The 14,348-nt window shown below is 68.2% G+C and carries 12 protein-coding genes; 7 read left to right on the top strand and 5 right to left on the bottom strand.

Going from position 1 to position 14,348, the window contains the following annotated elements:
• Positions 1-87: 87 nt before the first annotated feature.
• Positions 88-1,059 (bottom strand): thioredoxin-disulfide reductase, encoded by a 972-nt coding sequence (gene trxB, locus QMX79_RS16265; protein ID WP_282247659.1) that lies wholly within the window; start codon positions 1,057-1,059, stop codon positions 88-90.
• Positions 1,060-1,256: 197 nt separating this feature from the next.
• On the opposite strand from trxB, the gene QMX79_RS16260 reads away from it, so the two are divergent.
• From QMX79_RS16260 to QMX79_RS16235, 6 genes are all read left to right on the top strand, one after another.
• Complete coding sequence (locus QMX79_RS16260) at positions 1,257-3,623, top strand: DNA translocase FtsK (protein WP_282247658.1); 2,367 nt, start codon at positions 1,257-1,259, stop codon at positions 3,621-3,623.
• Between the two features lie 13 nt (positions 3,624-3,636).
• Positions 3,637-5,607 carry a DUF3857 domain-containing protein gene (locus QMX79_RS16255; protein WP_282247657.1) on the top strand — a complete coding sequence of 657 codons (1,971 nt, stop codon included), beginning with the start codon at positions 3,637-3,639 and terminating at the stop codon, positions 5,605-5,607.
• 64 nt (positions 5,608-5,671) lie between these two features.
• Positions 5,672-6,310, top strand: coding sequence for an outer membrane lipoprotein chaperone LolA (lolA, locus tag QMX79_RS16250; protein ID WP_282247656.1), 639 nt, complete (start codon positions 5,672-5,674; stop codon positions 6,308-6,310).
• Between the two features lie 111 nt (positions 6,311-6,421).
• Positions 6,422-7,723 (top strand): replication-associated recombination protein A, encoded by a 1,302-nt coding sequence (locus QMX79_RS16245; RefSeq protein ID WP_282247655.1) that lies wholly within the window; start codon positions 6,422-6,424, stop codon positions 7,721-7,723.
• Positions 7,723-8,127 carry a fluoride efflux transporter CrcB gene (gene crcB, locus QMX79_RS16240; protein ID WP_282247653.1) on the top strand — a complete coding sequence of 135 codons (405 nt, stop codon included), beginning with the start codon at positions 7,723-7,725 and terminating at the stop codon, positions 8,125-8,127. The genes QMX79_RS16245 and crcB overlap by 1 nt, the downstream gene beginning before the upstream one ends.
• Positions 8,128-8,206: 79 nt before the next feature.
• On the top strand, positions 8,207-8,479 hold the full coding sequence (locus QMX79_RS16235; RefSeq protein WP_068851817.1) for a hypothetical protein: 273 nt from the start codon (positions 8,207-8,209) through the stop codon (positions 8,477-8,479).
• Here QMX79_RS16235 and QMX79_RS16230 read toward each other — a convergent pair.
• The 4 genes from QMX79_RS16230 to QMX79_RS16215 all read right to left on the bottom strand — a co-directional run bounded on the left by QMX79_RS16230 (position 8,424) and on the right by QMX79_RS16215 (position 13,485).
• The gene (locus QMX79_RS16230) at positions 8,424-10,778 is read right to left on the bottom strand and encodes an ATP-binding protein (protein ID WP_282247651.1); all 2,355 of its coding nucleotides are present in this window, start codon (positions 10,776-10,778) and stop codon (positions 8,424-8,426) included. The genes QMX79_RS16235 and QMX79_RS16230 overlap by 56 nt on opposite strands.
• On the bottom strand, positions 10,775-11,434 hold the full coding sequence (locus QMX79_RS16225; RefSeq protein ID WP_282247650.1) for a response regulator transcription factor: 660 nt from the start codon (positions 11,432-11,434) through the stop codon (positions 10,775-10,777). Before QMX79_RS16225 ends, QMX79_RS16230 begins: the two co-directional genes overlap by 4 nt.
• Positions 11,435-11,555: 121 nt before the next feature.
• Positions 11,556-12,437, bottom strand: coding sequence for a LysR substrate-binding domain-containing protein (locus QMX79_RS16220; RefSeq protein ID WP_282247649.1), 882 nt, complete (start codon positions 12,435-12,437; stop codon positions 11,556-11,558).
• A 67-nt stretch (positions 12,438-12,504) separates the two neighbouring features.
• Positions 12,505-13,485 carry a transcriptional regulator gene (locus tag QMX79_RS16215; protein WP_282247648.1) on the bottom strand — a complete coding sequence of 327 codons (981 nt, stop codon included), beginning with the start codon at positions 13,483-13,485 and terminating at the stop codon, positions 12,505-12,507.
• A 121-nt stretch (positions 13,486-13,606) separates the two neighbouring features.
• On the opposite strand from QMX79_RS16215, the gene QMX79_RS16210 reads away from it, so the two are divergent.
• Positions 13,607-14,212: a glutathione S-transferase family protein gene (locus tag QMX79_RS16210; protein WP_282247647.1), complete on the top strand. Its 606-nt coding sequence runs from the start codon at positions 13,607-13,609 to the stop codon at positions 14,210-14,212.
• Positions 14,213-14,348: the final 136 nt, after the last annotated feature.

Below are 14,348 nucleotides of genomic sequence, written 5' to 3'. Positions count from 1 at the left end.
CCCACTCCCCCCCCCCGCCCCCCCAACAAAACCCCCCCCCGGCGGGGGCGCGCCCCCCCCCTTCTGGGGTACCTCAGGCGCTGCTTATTAGCTCAGCTCGCCCTTCGCGTCCAGGTAGCGCTCTGCGTCCAGCGCGGCCATGCAGCCGAAGCCGGCCGAGGTGATGGCCTGGCGGTAGTGCTGGTCGGCCACGTCGCCGGCGGCGAACACGCCTTCCACCGAGGTCTGGGTGGCGTTGCCGCCCAGGCCCGAGCGGATGTCCAGGTAGCCGTTGTTCATGGTCAGCTGGCCGTCGAACAGGCTGGTGTTGGGGTGGTGGCCGATGGCCACGAAGAAGCCGTGGGCGTCGATGTCGCGGGTGCTGCCGTCCAGGGTGGACTTCACGCGCACGCCGGTGACGCCGGCTTCATTGCCCAGCACTTCGTCCACCTGGTGGTGCCACACGGTTTCGATCTTGCCCGAGGCGACCTTGGCGAACAGCTTGTCCTGCATGATCTTTTCCGCCTTCAGGGTGTCGCGGCGGTGGACCAGGTAGACCTTGCGGGCGATGTTGGACAGGTACAGCGCTTCTTCCACGGCGGTGTTGCCGCCGCCCACCACGACCACGTCCTGGTCACGGTAGAAGAAGCCGTCGCAGGTGGCGCAGGCCGACACGCCGCGGCCCTTGAAGGCCTCTTCGGTCGGAATGCCCAGGTACTTGGCGGTGGCGCCGGTGGCGATGATCAGCGCATCACAGGTGTATTCGGCGCTGTCGCCGATCAGCTTGAACGGGCGCTGGGTCACATCGGCGGTGTGGATGTGGTCGAAGATCACTTCGGTCTCGAAGCGCTCGGCGTGGGCCTGCATGCGCGCCATCAGGTCCGGGCCCATCAGGCCGTGGGCGTCGCCCGGCCAGTTGTCCACCTCGGTGGTGGTCATGAGCTGGCCGCCCTGCTGCAGGCCGGTGATCACCACCGGGTTCAGGTTGGCGCGGGCGGCGTAGACCGCTGCCGTCCAGCCGGCCGGGCCGGAACCGAGGATGACGAGCTTCTGGTGGCGGGAAGGCTTGGAATTGCTCATGTAGACTCGCAAAGAGATGATGGGGCGGGGCGCTGGCGGAGGATTGCCCGGCGTCCAAGACAGGTCATAGAGTGGCGGCAGGGGTCGCCCGATTCAAGGCGAGCGGTGGAACGGCGCAACCCAGCCGGTGGTGGTTGGCGTGCCGTCAGTCGTTTATTATCAAGCACTAACAGTGCATTCCCAAGGTCTGGTCTAAGGTGGCGAAACAGGTCCCGGAACGATCCAAGTCTCCCGACGGCAAAGCGGCGTCGCGCCGTGCTGCGGCTGCGGCGCCGGTCGAAAATCCACGTCGGCAGCGCCTGTGGCGCGACCTCGGCCTGATCGCGATCGCGCCGGCGCTGCTGTATCTGGTCGCCAGCCTGTTCACCTATTCGGCGAGCGATCCAGGCTGGTCGCACACCGGCAGCGTGGTGGCGCCCATCCACAACATGGGCGGGCGGGTAGGCGCCTGGGTGGCCGACGTACTGCTGCAGCTGTTCGGCTACATGGCCTTCCTGCTGCCGGTGGTACTGGGCGCGCTGGCGTGGTTTGCCATGTTCGGGCTCAAGCGTGAGAGCAAGGGCGAACACGACCTGGACCCCGCACTGCGGCTGGTCGGGCTGGTCGGCTTCCTGATTGCCGGCACCGGCTTCCTGCACCTGCGGCTGTTCAGTGGCGATGTGGGCCATGCCGGCGGCATCCTCGGCCGGCTGGTGGGCAATTCGCTCAGTGCCGGGTTCGGCGCGCTGGGCGCGAACCTGTTCGTGCTGGTGCTGCTGCTGGCCTCGATCACCCTGGCCACCGGCATTTCGTGGTTCGTGGTGATGGAGAAGATCGGCCGGGCGGTGCTGGCGCTGCCGCCGCTGCTCAGCAAGAAGAAGGAACAGGCCACCGAATGGCAGCAGACCCGCGCCATGCGCGAGGAACGCCAGGAAGTGCGCAAGGTGGACGCGGAAGTCCGCGCCAAGCGCGAGCCGGTCAAGATCGAACCGCGCCCGGAGCCGGTGCTGGAAAAGAGCGACCGGGCCAAGCGCGAAACCCAGATTCCGATGTTCCGCGGCGTCAATGGCGATGGCTCGGACCTGCCGCCGCTGGCGCTGCTGGATGATCCCAAACCGCAGCCCAAGGGCTACGACGAAGAGACGCTGGAAACGCTGTCGCGCCAGATCGAGTTCAAGCTCAAGGACTTCCGCATCGATGCGCAGGTCGTCGGCGCGTACCCGGGCCCGGTGATCACCCGTTTCGAGATCGAGCCGGCGCCGGGCATCAAGGTCAGCCAGATCAGCTCGCTGGACAAGGACATCGCCCGCGGCCTGTCGGTCAAGTCGGTGCGCGTGGTGGACGTGATTCCGGGCAAGTCGGTGGTGGGTCTTGAGATCCCCAACGTCACCCGCGAAATGATCTACCTGTCCGAACTGCTGCGCTCCAAGGAGTACGACAAGTCGGCCAGCCCGCTCACCCTTGCGCTGGGCAAGGACATCGCCGGCCGCCCGACCGTGGCCGACCTGGCGCGCATGCCGCACCTGCTGGTGGCCGGTACCACCGGCTCGGGCAAGTCGGTGGCGGTCAACGCCATGGTACTCAGCCTGCTGTACAAGGCCTCGCCGAAAGACCTGCGGATGCTGATGATCGACCCGAAGATGCTCGAGCTGAGCGTCTACCAGGGCATCCCGCACCTGCTGGCGCCGGTGGTTACCGACATGAAGGAAGCCGCCAACGGCCTGCGCTGGTGCGTGGCTGAAATGGAGCGGCGCTACAAGCTGATGAGCGCGGTCGGCGTGCGCAACCTGGCCGGCTTCAACAAGAAGGTGAAGGACGCCGAAGACGCCGGCCAGCCGCTGATGGACCCGCTGTTCAAGCCGAACCCGGAGCTGGGCGAAGCCCCGCGTCCGCTGGAAACGCTGCCGTTCATCGTCATCTTCATCGACGAATTCGCCGACATGATGATGATCGTCGGCAAGAAGGTCGAAGAACTGATCGCGCGCCTGGCGCAGAAGGCGCGTGCGGCCGGCATCCACCTGATCCTGGCCACCCAGCGTCCGTCGGTGGATGTGATCACCGGCCTGATCAAGGCCAACATCCCGACCCGCATCGGTTTCCAGGTCAGTTCCAAGATCGATTCGCGCACCATCCTGGACCAGTCCGGCGCCGAAACGCTGCTGGGCCACGGCGACATGCTGTACCTGCCGCCCGGCACCGCGTTGCCCGACCGTGTACACGGTGCGTTCGTTTCCGACGAGGAAGTGCACCGCGTGGTGGAGCACCTCAAGGCCAGCGGCCCGGCCGACTACATCAGCGGCGTGCTCGACGAAGTGCAGATGATGGGCGATGGCGTGGTGGTCGGCGCCGGTGGCCTGCCCGAGAGCAGTGGCGGGGCAGGGGACGAATCGGACCCGTTGTACGACGAAGCGGTGCGGATCGTGACCGAAACCCGGCGCGCCTCGATTTCCGGCGTGCAGCGCCGGCTGAAGATCGGCTACAACCGCGCCGCGCGCCTGATCGAAGCCATGGAGATGGCCGGCGTGGTCACCCCACCCGAACACAATGGCGACCGCAGCGTCCTTGCGCCGCCCCCGCCGAAATAACGCCGGAACCGCAATGATCCGCATGACATGGATGACCGCGTGCGCGCTGGCGTTGGCGCCTTTGCTGGTGTCGGCCCAGGCGGTCGCCCCGGCCCAGGTGCCGGCGCCTGCAATGGCGCCGGCACCGGCACCGGCCCCGCCGGCCGCCGCCAGCGATACCCAGGCCAGCAACAACTTCAGCTTCGTCAGCTACCGCGCCGATTACGTGGTGCGGCCTGATGCCGGCAACGTGCAGACCGAGTCCTATGACATCCTGCTCAAGACCAAGGCGGCGGTGGAACAGTTCAGCCAGGTGCGGCTGAGCTACAGCGAGAAGATGGAAACGCTGGAGGTGCTGTCGGCCTACACCCTGACCGCCGACGGCCAGCGCCGCGACGTGCCGGCCGACCGCATCTACACCCAGGAAAGCTACTCCAGCGCCGCGGCGGCCATGTACGCCGACCGCAAGGTGCGGGTGGTGGTGTTCCCCAACCTGGCGCCGGGCACCCGGGTGGTCTACCAGACCCGCCGCACCCAGAACCTGCCGTACTTCCCGGGCTACTTCAGCCTGTGGGAAACCTTCAGCGGGTTTTCCCAGTACGACGATGCGCAGGTCACCCTGAGCGCGCCGGCCTCCCTGCCGATGTATGTGCAGCAGCGGGGCGTGCAGGGCAGCCAGAAACCCGTGATCCGGAACGGGCAGGCGACGTGGGCCTGGCGCTACCGCCGCCCGGACCCGATGCCGGTGCAGATCTGGACCGCCGCGCCGTGGGAATTCAGTCCGACCATCATGGCCAGCACGTACCGCGACTGGGCGCAGGTGGCGCAGGCCTACCAGCTCAAGGGCGGCGAGGCGGCACGGGTGACCCCGGGCATCCAGGCGCTGGCCGACGAGGTCACCCGCGGCATCGTGGACCGCCGTGAGCAGGCCGCCGCACTGTACCGCTGGGTGTCGCAGAACATCCGCTACGTGGCGGTGTACCTGGGCAACGGCGGGCTGGAGCCGAACCCGGCGCAGAGCATCCTCGACAACCACTACGGCGACTGCAAGGACCATGTGGTGATCCTGGAGGCGCTGCTGGCCGCGCGCGGCATCGACAGCACCCCGGTGTTGATCGGCGCCGGCGGCGGCCCGACCCTGCCGGACATTCCGCTGCTGGGTCGCTTCAACCACGCCATCACCTACATTCCCGAGTTCGACCTGTACCTGGATTCGACCAGCGCGTATGCGCGCTTCGGCCAGCTGCCCGACGGCGACCTGGGCGCGCCGGTGTTGCATACCCGGCAGGCCAGAGTGGCGCGCACGCCGGCCAACGATGCCGCACGCAATGGCAGCGGGTTCGAGGTCACGTTCCAGTTCGACAAGGACGGCAACCTGCAGGGGCAGACGAACCCCCAGCCGCGCGAAGTGGGCGAGATCGGCATGCGTGGCTCGTTCGCCCGGCTCAACGCGCAGAACCGGGCGCGTGTGGAGGAATCCATCATGGCCTCGTCCGGCTTCGATGGCAGTGGCACGCTGACCCTGCTGGGCGACCCGCAGGACCTGACCCGGCCGTTCAACTACCGCTACGACTTCCACGCACGCGATTACGTCGATTTCGGCGTGGTCGGTGGCATGGTGCTGCCGGACCCGCCCGGGGGTGAGTCGTTCCGTGACATCTACGCCACCACCTCGGCGCCGGACAATGCCACCCCGTTCTACTGCAACGACAACCTGCGCGAGGAAACCTACCGTCTGGCGTTCCCGGCGGGCGTGCCGATCGTGGCGATGCCGCGCAACCAGCAGTTCCGTAATGCCGCCGGCGAGTACACGCTGCAGTGGACCCGCGAGGGCCAGGCCATCGTTGCCCGCCACCGCCTGCACCAGAACGCGGTGCGCGGGGCGGATGCGCTGTGCCAGCCGGGCGACTATGCTGCCTTCCGCGAGCTGTACCAGCAGGTGCGGCGCGGCTTCCGCGGGCAGGTGGTCTACGGCGACCTGCGCACGGTGCAGTCCGTTCCCTGATCCCCCATTCAGGATGATTTCGGCACACTGCCGGCCATCCTTCCTACGTTCATTGGATACCCGTATGCAGAGCACCTTCCGCCGCTGTCTCGTCGCCGCCACGCTGGTCTGCGCCAGTGTCGGGTCGGTGTCTGCCTGGGCCGGAGCCCGCGATGAGCTGACCACGTTCACCAAGGGCCTGAAGGGCCTGGACGGTACGTTCGAGCAGAAGGTGTTCGACAGCAAGGGCAAGGTGAAGGAAACCACCAGCGGCAGCGTGGCGCTGTCCGTGCCGAACCAGTTCCGCTGGGAGTACAAGGTGCCGCACGAGCAGCTGATCATTGCCGATGGCAGGAACGTGTGGGTGTACGAGCCGGACCTGCAGCAGGCGACCAAGCGGGTGCAGGGCGCCGAGGAACAGAACAGCCCGCTGATCGCGCTGATCACCCCGGCGCTGCTGGAAAAGCAGTACGACGTCAGTGAGGAAGCCGCGCCGCGCGATGGCCTGCAGTGGCTGTCGCTGACCCCGAAGCGTGAAACCGAGACCTCGTTCCAGTACGCCGCGCTGGGCTTCAACGCGCAGGGCCTGGCCCGCATGGAAGTGACCGATGCGGTAAACCAGCGCACGGTGATCTCCTTCAAGGACTGGAAGCGGAACCCGGTGTTCCCGAAGACCACCTTCACGTTCACGCCGCCGAAGGGCACCGACGTCATCGGCAACTGAGGGTAGCCGGGCACGGCCCGGCGCTACGTCATTCGGTCATACAATAGTGGCGTGGCCAGAAACCGAACGACATTCAATGAACCCGATCTGCTGACGGTGGATCGGGACAGCATGCGCCCGCTTGCCGAGCGCATGCGCCCGCAGACCCTCGATGAGATGGTGGGGCAGAAGCGCCTGCTGGCCCCGGGCAGCGCGCTGCGCCGGGCGGTCGAGTCCGGGCATGTGCACTCGATGATCCTGTGGGGGCCGCCAGGCTGCGGCAAGACCACGCTCTCGCTGCTGCTGGCCCACTACGCCGACGCCGAATTCCGTGCCATCTCCGCCGTGCTGTCGGGCCTTCCCGAGGTCCGGGTGGTGCTGGCCGAGGCCGCGCAACGCTTCGCCGAAGGCCGCCGTACGGTGCTGTTCGTGGACGAAGTGCACCGCTTCAACAAGGCCCAGCAGGATGCGTTCCTGCCGCACATCGAACGCGGCACCATCGTGTTCGTCGGCGCGACCACGGAAAACCCCTCGTTCGAGCTCAATTCGGCACTGCTGTCGCGCTGCCGCGTGCACGTGCTGGAAGCGGTGTCGCCGGCCGACATCGTCGAGGCGCTGGAGCGGGCGCTGCAGGACAAGGAGCGCGGGCTCGGTGCCGAAGCGCTGCAGGTCACGCCCGAAGCCCTGCTGGAGATCGCCACCGCCGCCGACGGTGATGTGCGGCGCGGGCTGACCCTGCTGGAGATCGCCGCCGAACTGGCCGGTGGTGAAGGCGGGCGGATCAGCCCGGAGATGCTGGTGCAGGTGCTGGCCGACCGCACCCGTCGCTTCGACAAGGGCGGCGAGCAGTTCTACGACCAGATCTCGGCACTGCACAAATCGGTGCGCAGCTCCAACCCGGATGCGGCGCTGTACTGGCTGACGCGGATGCTGGACGGTGGCTGCGATCCGTCCTACCTGGCCCGGCGCCTGACCCGCATGGCGATCGAGGATATCGGCCTGGCCGACCCGCGTGCGCAGTCGATGGCGCTGGAGGCGTGGGATATCTACGAGCGGTTGGGCAGCCCGGAAGGTGAGCTGGCCTTCGCCCAGCTGGTCCTGTACCTGGCCAGCACCGCCAAGTCCAACGCCGGTTACGCCGCCTTCAACCTGGCCAAGCAGGAAGTGCGCGAGACCGGCACCCAGGAGGTGCCGCTGCACCTGCGCAACGCGCCGACCAAGCTGATGAAAGAGCTGGGTTACGGCAAGACCTACCAGTACGACCACGATGCAGAAGGTGGCATCGCGCTGGACCAGACCGGCTTCCCGGATGCGATGGGCGAGCGGGTGTATTACCAGCCGGTGGCGCGCGGACTGGAAATCAAGCTGAAGGAAAAGCTCGACCGCCTGCGTGCAGAGCGCGAACAGGCGCGGGCGCGCAAAGGGAACGAATGATGGGTGGCTTCGGGGCGTGGTGGCAGCAGCTGGGGCTGGTGATGGCCGGTGGCGCGCTGGGCGCGGCGCTGCGTTTCATCATCGGCGACGCCATGCTGCGCCAGTTCGGCAACGGCTTCCCCTGGGGCACGCTCACGGTGAACCTGGTGGGCGCCTTCGCGGTCGGCTACGTGGTGGTGTGGCTGCAGACCCGCGGCAGCGCCGCGCTGTATTGGCGCGCGTTCGCCATCGTGGGGATCATCGGCGGGCTCACCACGTTTTCGTCGATGATGCTGGAGGCGGTGCTGCTGGTCCGCAACGGACGCGGCTGGGTGATGCCGACGTATCTGGGCATCAGTCTCGTCGCCGGCTTTGCGCTGGTGTGGCTCGGTGCGCGGTTGGCGGAGTCCGCCGCCGCGCGTTGATCGATTTCGCGCATTTCTGCTGGATTTCCGTGAACTCTCACGATATTGTTCCGGCCCCCGTTTGTATCGCCCGTCCGTCATGCGTGATGAAGAAGATCCCGGCACCCTGGAGCTGATGCTGCCGCGCAAGCGCGGCCGTCCGCCCACGTTCGGCTACGCCATGACCGATGCCCAACGGGCGGCCCGCTACCGGGCCCGCCGTGCCGGGCAGGCCGACCATGCTGACGTGCGCACCTGCAGCGACATGGTGCTGCTGGACAAGATCCGCGCGGCGATCAGCGCCAAGGATGCCGAGCTCACCGGGTTCCTGGTGCACGTGTTGTGGCAGCGCTATCCCCTGCAGTTGAAGTGATCGCTCCGCCCACCAGCGCAGTGACCGCTGGGCGCAGGTAACCGAGCAGTCGCTCGGCTTCCCGCCAGTCGGCAGGCTGCTCCAGGTCCAGCTCGTGCAGGTCGCCGGCAATCGCGGCCAGGTCCGGCTGCCCCAGCATCTGCAGGACACCGGCCAGGCGATGCGCGTGGTGTCGCAGGGCCGTTCCGGACTGTTCGCGGAGTGCGTCGTGCAGCGCGTTTTGCTCTTCCTGCAGCGATTGCAGGATCTCGACCCAGATCGGGTCGATGACCGCACCCGGGTCTGCGGACAGGGGCGGCTTGCTCGCCGGCTCCTCCACCCGCAATGCCCGCAACAGGCTGCGGATCTCCAGCGGCTTGCACAGCACCGCATCCATTCCGCAGGCCAGGCAGCGCTCAGCGTGGGACGGCGAATCATTGGCCGACAACGCTACCAGCACCGCCGGTGTGCGCCCGTGGCGGCGTTCCAGCTGGCGCAGCTGCACGGCCAGCTCGTAGCCGCTCATGTCGCCAAGCACGCAATCCAGCAGCACCACGCCGCAGGGCTCGGCAGCCTGGCTCTGCAGGGCGCTGGCGCCGTCGGCGCAGCTGCTCACCGACGCGCCCAGTGCTTCCAGCTGGCGGCACACTACCGTCCGGTTCAACGCATGGTCTTCCACCAGCAGCAGGGTGCGCCCCGCCAAGGGGCGCTCCCCCGCGCAGGGGCTGGTTGCTTCCAGTACCACCGGCAGGCGCACGTCGAAGCGGCTGCCGGCGCCCGGCGCGCTGCCCAGCTGTACCGTCCCGCCCATGCCGCGCACCAGGTCCTGGCAGATGGACAGGCCGAGCCCGGCCCCGCCCATCTGCCGTGAATGGTCGTCGTGGGCCTGCGCGAATGCCTTGAACACACGCTCGTGCTGGTCCGCCGGGATGCCGATCCCGGTATCGCGGACCGCCAGCCACAGGTGCGCGCTGTCCTGGTCAAGCTGCAGCGACAAGGTCACCTCCACATGCCCCACGTCGGTGAACTTCACCGCGTTGCCCAGCAGGTTGCTGAGTACCTGGCGCAGCGCGTCGCCGTCGAGCCACATGCGTGGCAGCGGGTCGATGTCCTGCAGCAGGGTGATCGACAGGCCCTTGGCCTCGGCGCCGGGGCGGGCCACCGCCACGCAGTCGCGGGCCAGCTGGCGGATGTCGTGCCAGCCCGGGGTAGGGTGGTACTCGCCGGTGGCCAGGCGCGAGTAGTCCAGCGCATGGCCGAGCAGGTGGCGCAGCCCGGCCCCGGCGTTGCGTGCGGCGTTCACCAGCTGCCGTTGGCCCTGGTCCAGGCCTGACTGGTGCAGCAGATCGACCGAGGTCACCAGTGCCTGCGCGGCGTTGCGCACTTCGTGGCTCATCACGGCGATGAAGCGCGCCTGCTGGCGCTCGCTGCGGCGCGCCGACTGCTGCGCCACGCGCATCCACACCCCGGCGGTGAGCAGGGCCAGCAGGATCAGCCCGCCCGCGAGCAGTTCCCAGCGGAAGTGCTGCGACATCACCTGCAGCGATGGCCCGCTCAGGTAGGTGGCCTTCGTCCAGCGCTGCATCAGCATGGCGTGTTCCTGCGGGCTGATCGAGCGCATCGCCTGGTGGATCTGGTCGAGCAGGGCGCGGTCGCGGTGGCGCACCACCAGGTGCAGGCTGCCCGGCAGGGTGGAAGGCCCGCCATGCAGGAGCAGGCTGTTGCCGAACTCGCGGCGCACCACGGGGCGCATCGCCACGTCCAGATCCAGCGCCGCGTCCACCACGCCCGCTTCCACGGCGGACAGTGCTTCGCGCAGGCTGGGCAGGTCGACCACCTGCAGGTGGGGGTGGTAAGCCCCCAGCCATTCGGCCAGGCGGGTGCCGCGCACCACCGCCACCCGGCGCAGGTGCGCGAATTCCGGCGGGTGCGCCTGGGCGTGGCGGCTGGCCATCAGGGTCTGGCCGCGGTAGTACGCCGGCGAGGCGGCCAGCGCGGTGCAGGGGGCGTTGTCCAATGGCCCCAGCAGCATCATCAGGTCGGCGCGCCCGTCGCACAGCGCCTGCAGCGCGGCGGTGGCCGATTCCACCGGCTGCTCGCGGAACTCCAGTCCGGCCTGTTCGGCCACCAGCTGCGCATAGCCGGTGATCAGGTTGCTGTCGCGTGCGGCGCGGCTGTCATTGGCCAGCAGGCCATGCTGGGAAGGGTCGGCCGCCACCCGGACCAGCCGGGGTTCGGCGCTGCTGCCCGGGGTGACAGGCAGCAGCAGGCCGACCAGCACCCCGGTCAAGGCGCCGGTCCACGTCCAGTCGCCGCTCACCACACCGCCAGCTGGTGGCGAAGGGTGAACAGGTCGCGGTCGGTGCGCAGGCCAAGCTTGCGGAACGCCGCGTGCTTCTGGGTGCTGATGGTCTTGATGCTGCGGTTGCGCTGCAGGGCGATGTCGGTCACGGTCATGCCGCTCAGGCACAGCTGCAGCACTTCACGCTCGCTCTGCGACAACCGGTGTTCGGCATGTTCGTCGCGGTAGTTGACCGGCACGTGGGTGTGCCCGGCCGCCACGCGCATGACCGCGCGCGCCAGCGCTTCCAGGGTCTCGCCCTTGGACACCACGCCGGCCGCGCCCGCGGCCATGGTGTTGGAGATCATGACGTGGTGCACGTTGGCCGAGAACATCAACACCCGCACGCGCGGGAACCGGCGCCGCAGCATGCGCAGCAGTTCCATGCCCTGCAGGTCGCCTTCGGCCAGCGTGTAGTCCACCACGGCCACATCCACCAGGTGGCGCTGCAACGTGTTGATCAATGATCGCGTGTGGGCGTGGTTGCCGACCACGTGGAAGCGCGGGTCGGTGGACAGGTGCACGTAGCTGCCATGCCGGACGACATCGTGGTCATCAAGCAGGGCGATGTTGAGTACGGACGGCAGCAGCGGTCCATATGCGGGGCCTGGATGGCGTCGAGACAAAGGAGGCACGCAATCGTGGGATTTGCGCCATTCTTACCGCTTCAACGCGCTGCGGAGATAGTCTGATGTCAGATTAGGACTATTCCTATGCGCGGTACGAGAGATGCGTCACTCTCTGCGCGCATCCGATTCAGCGCTTTTCGCGATCGAGCAGTCGCGCGAACTGCGACGCCAGGTCCAGCACCAGCGGATCGGCATTGTCACGGTGCAGCATCGCGATCTCGATGCCGTCCATCGGCGCCAGGCCCTGTCGCGCGGTAAGCGTGCGGTGTTCACGGGTCACCGCGCGCGCCGGCAACAGGCTGATGCCCATGCCGTCGGCCACGGCGCCCTGGATGCCGCTGAGGCTGGAACTGGTGAAGCCGATCCGCCAGCGCCGGCCCATGCCTTCCACGGCGGCGATCAACTCATCGCGATACAGCCCGCGCGGCGGAAACGTCACCAAGGGAATCGGGTCCATGCCGATGCAGGGGCTGCGCGCACTGTCCACCCAGCGCATCGGCTCATGCCAGCAGGCCACGCCCTGGCGGCTGTTGCGGCGCTGCTTGACCAGCACCAGGTCCAGCTCGCCGTGGTCGTAGGCATTGGCCAGGTCGCGGCTGAGCCCGCTGGTGACTTCCAGCTTCACCTGCCGGTGGCGGCGGGTGAAGCGGCCGAGCAGGGCGGTGGTGCGGGCGCTGACGAAGTCTTCGGGTACGCCCAGCCGGACCGTCACCGCCACCGTGGCGCCGGCCAGGGCTTCGCCCATCTGGTCGTTGAGGGCCAGCATCTGGCGTGCGATGCCCAGCAGCGTCTGCCCGGCATCGGTGGGGTGCACGTCGCGGTTGCCGCGCACCAGCAGTGGGTGGCCGGCAAGCTGTTCCAGCCGACGGATCTTCTGGCTGATGGTGGATTGGGTGGAATGCAGGCGCGTGGCGGCGGTGGTGAAACTGCCGCAGTCGGCCACCATCACCATGGCGCGCAGCAGGTCCAGTTCGAACAGGGTTCGATGCGATTGTGCACTGGGCGGCATGGCGGTATCCAGAAAGCGAATGGTGATGTTCTAGCATGCACGCGGGGGGCAGGCCAGTTACGCCCGCTCATCCGTTGGCGTCGGTACCGGTGCGCGCAAGGCTGCGCGCCACGCGGTCGCCGGCGGCGCGCATCATCGCGTGCAGAGCGGGTGGGCCCAGTACCTCGAATTCGAGCTCCAGCGCCAGCAGCCAGTACACCACCGCGCCCTGCGGGTGCGCGCCACACCGCAGCAGGCACCGCTGTGCATCCACCGGTTCAAGCATGCCCGCCGAGGCCGGTATGCGTTCGCGCACGATGTCGATGGGCGCGTGCAGGATCACCCGCGCTTCGTCGCCGTACGGCCCCAGTGACAGCGACTGGCTCACGAACGCGCGCAGGTCGCCGTTGGCGGGCGAGGGGCGCGGGCGGAAGTGCACGCCCACCTCGGCGGCGCTGGTCATGCGGTCGATGCGGAACGTGCGCCAATCCACGCGCAGCGTGTCCCAGGCCACCAGGTACCAGCGCCGTTCGGCATGCACCACGCCCTGCGGTTCCACCAGCCGCTGGCTGGGCTGTCCCTGGCGGTCGGCGTAGTCGAAGCGCAGCTGCAGCTGGTCACGGCAGGCGCCGGCCAGCGTGGCCAGCAGCCCGGCGTCGACCATCGGCCCGGCCTGGTCGATCGGCAGGATCGCGGTACGCAATGCATCCAGCCGGCGGCGCAGGCGGGCCGGCATGACCTGTTCGAGTTTGACCAGTGCGGTGATCGCAGTCTGCTCGATGCCGCTGATGGTGCCGGTCACTGCGGTGCGTAGGGCCAGCGCGGCGGCCAACGCCTCTTCATCGTCGAGCAGCAACGGCGGTAGTGCGCGGCCGGCGCGGAACGCATAGCCGCCGGCCACGCCACTGCTGGCCTGGATCGGGTAGCCCAGTTCGCGCAGGCGGTCGATGTCGCGGCGCAGCGTGCGTGGATGCACGCCGATATCCGCAGCCAGCGTGTTCCCTGGCCAGTGCGGCCGGGATTGCAGCAGCGAGAGCAGGCGCAGCAGTCGAGCAGAGGTGGTGAGCATGGGCGGCAGCATCGCGCCTGTCGAGGACAGGATCTGTCCGCAATGGTGGCTAGCCTGTTGCCACGGTGCAAGGCCCCTGGCGGTGCACCTTTCCACACCGACAACCCACAAGGAGTTCCGCATGTCCGTCGTCTTCTATTGGCACCCCATGTCCAGCGCCACCCCCATTGCCTGCGCCCTTGCCGAACTGGGGGTCGCCCATGACCGGGTGCGGATCGACATCCGCAATGGCGAGCAGCGCACGCCGGAGTACCTGGCGATCAACCCCAACGGCAAGGTGCCGTGCCTGGTGGTGGATGGCACCCCGATCTTCGAAGGCCTGGCCATCCATCTGTGGCTGGGCGACCGCTTCGGCGTCGCGCGCGGGCTGTGGCCGGCGGCCGACACGCCCGAACGGCTGCAGGCGCTGTCCTGGTGTGCGTGGGCATATGTGACCTACATGGCCGTGGTGGGCCGCCTGCGGCTGGCCACCAGCGACGATGCGCTGCGCGACCCCCGCCATGCCGCAGCGGCCACGGCTGAGGCGACCCAGCTGCTGGACGTCCTCGAGGCGCGCCTGGCGGGCCGCCAGTGGATGCTGGGTGCGGAGTACTCGCTGGTCGACCTGGTGGTCGGGCAGGTGGTGGGGTATGGCACCTATGTCGGGGCCGGCGTGGCCGACCATCCTTCCGTCGCCGCGTGGCTGGCCCGGCTGCAGCAGCGCCCGGCGATGCAGGGTGAGGTCTGATGCTCGCATTCGGGAATCAAATGCCGGGCATGTGAAAAGTTAACTGGTGAATGCCTACCTCCGCACCGTATGGTGCGGAGGTCTTCCCTGTAGTGCGCCCGCCATGAACCTGAAAGTGCTGTCCGCGTTCCCGTTG

Origin of the sequence: Stenotrophomonas sp. PS02300, assembly GCF_029959395.1 — a bacterium.
In the GTDB taxonomy this organism is placed as follows: domain Bacteria; phylum Pseudomonadota; class Gammaproteobacteria; order Xanthomonadales; family Xanthomonadaceae; genus Stenotrophomonas; species Stenotrophomonas maltophilia_AD.
The sequence above is the reverse complement of the archived record's forward strand: the minus strand, read 5'-3'. Positions and strand labels throughout refer to the sequence as shown.

What these genes read in the sequence shown, in the direction of transcription:
- trxB (WP_282247659.1), bottom strand. Translation starts at nt 1,059, where the DNA reads ATGAGCAATTCCAAGCCTTCCCGCCACCAGAAGCTCGTCATCCTCGGT.
- QMX79_RS16255 (WP_282247657.1), top strand. Translation starts at nt 3,637, where the DNA reads ATGATCCGCATGACATGGATGACCGCGTGCGCGCTGGCGTTGGCGCCT.
- lolA (WP_282247656.1), top strand. Translation starts at nt 5,672, where the DNA reads ATGCAGAGCACCTTCCGCCGCTGTCTCGTCGCCGCCACGCTGGTCTGC.
- QMX79_RS16245 (WP_282247655.1), top strand. Translation starts at nt 6,422, where the DNA reads ATGCGCCCGCTTGCCGAGCGCATGCGCCCGCAGACCCTCGATGAGATG.
- crcB (WP_282247653.1), top strand. Translation starts at nt 7,723, where the DNA reads ATGGGTGGCTTCGGGGCGTGGTGGCAGCAGCTGGGGCTGGTGATGGCC.
- QMX79_RS16235 (WP_068851817.1), top strand. Translation starts at nt 8,207, where the DNA reads ATGCGTGATGAAGAAGATCCCGGCACCCTGGAGCTGATGCTGCCGCGC.
- QMX79_RS16220 (WP_282247649.1), bottom strand. Translation starts at nt 12,437, where the DNA reads ATGCCGCCCAGTGCACAATCGCATCGAACCCTGTTCGAACTGGACCTG.
- QMX79_RS16215 (WP_282247648.1), bottom strand. Translation starts at nt 13,485, where the DNA reads ATGCTCACCACCTCTGCTCGACTGCTGCGCCTGCTCTCGCTGCTGCAA.
- QMX79_RS16210 (WP_282247647.1), top strand. Translation starts at nt 13,607, where the DNA reads ATGTCCGTCGTCTTCTATTGGCACCCCATGTCCAGCGCCACCCCCATT.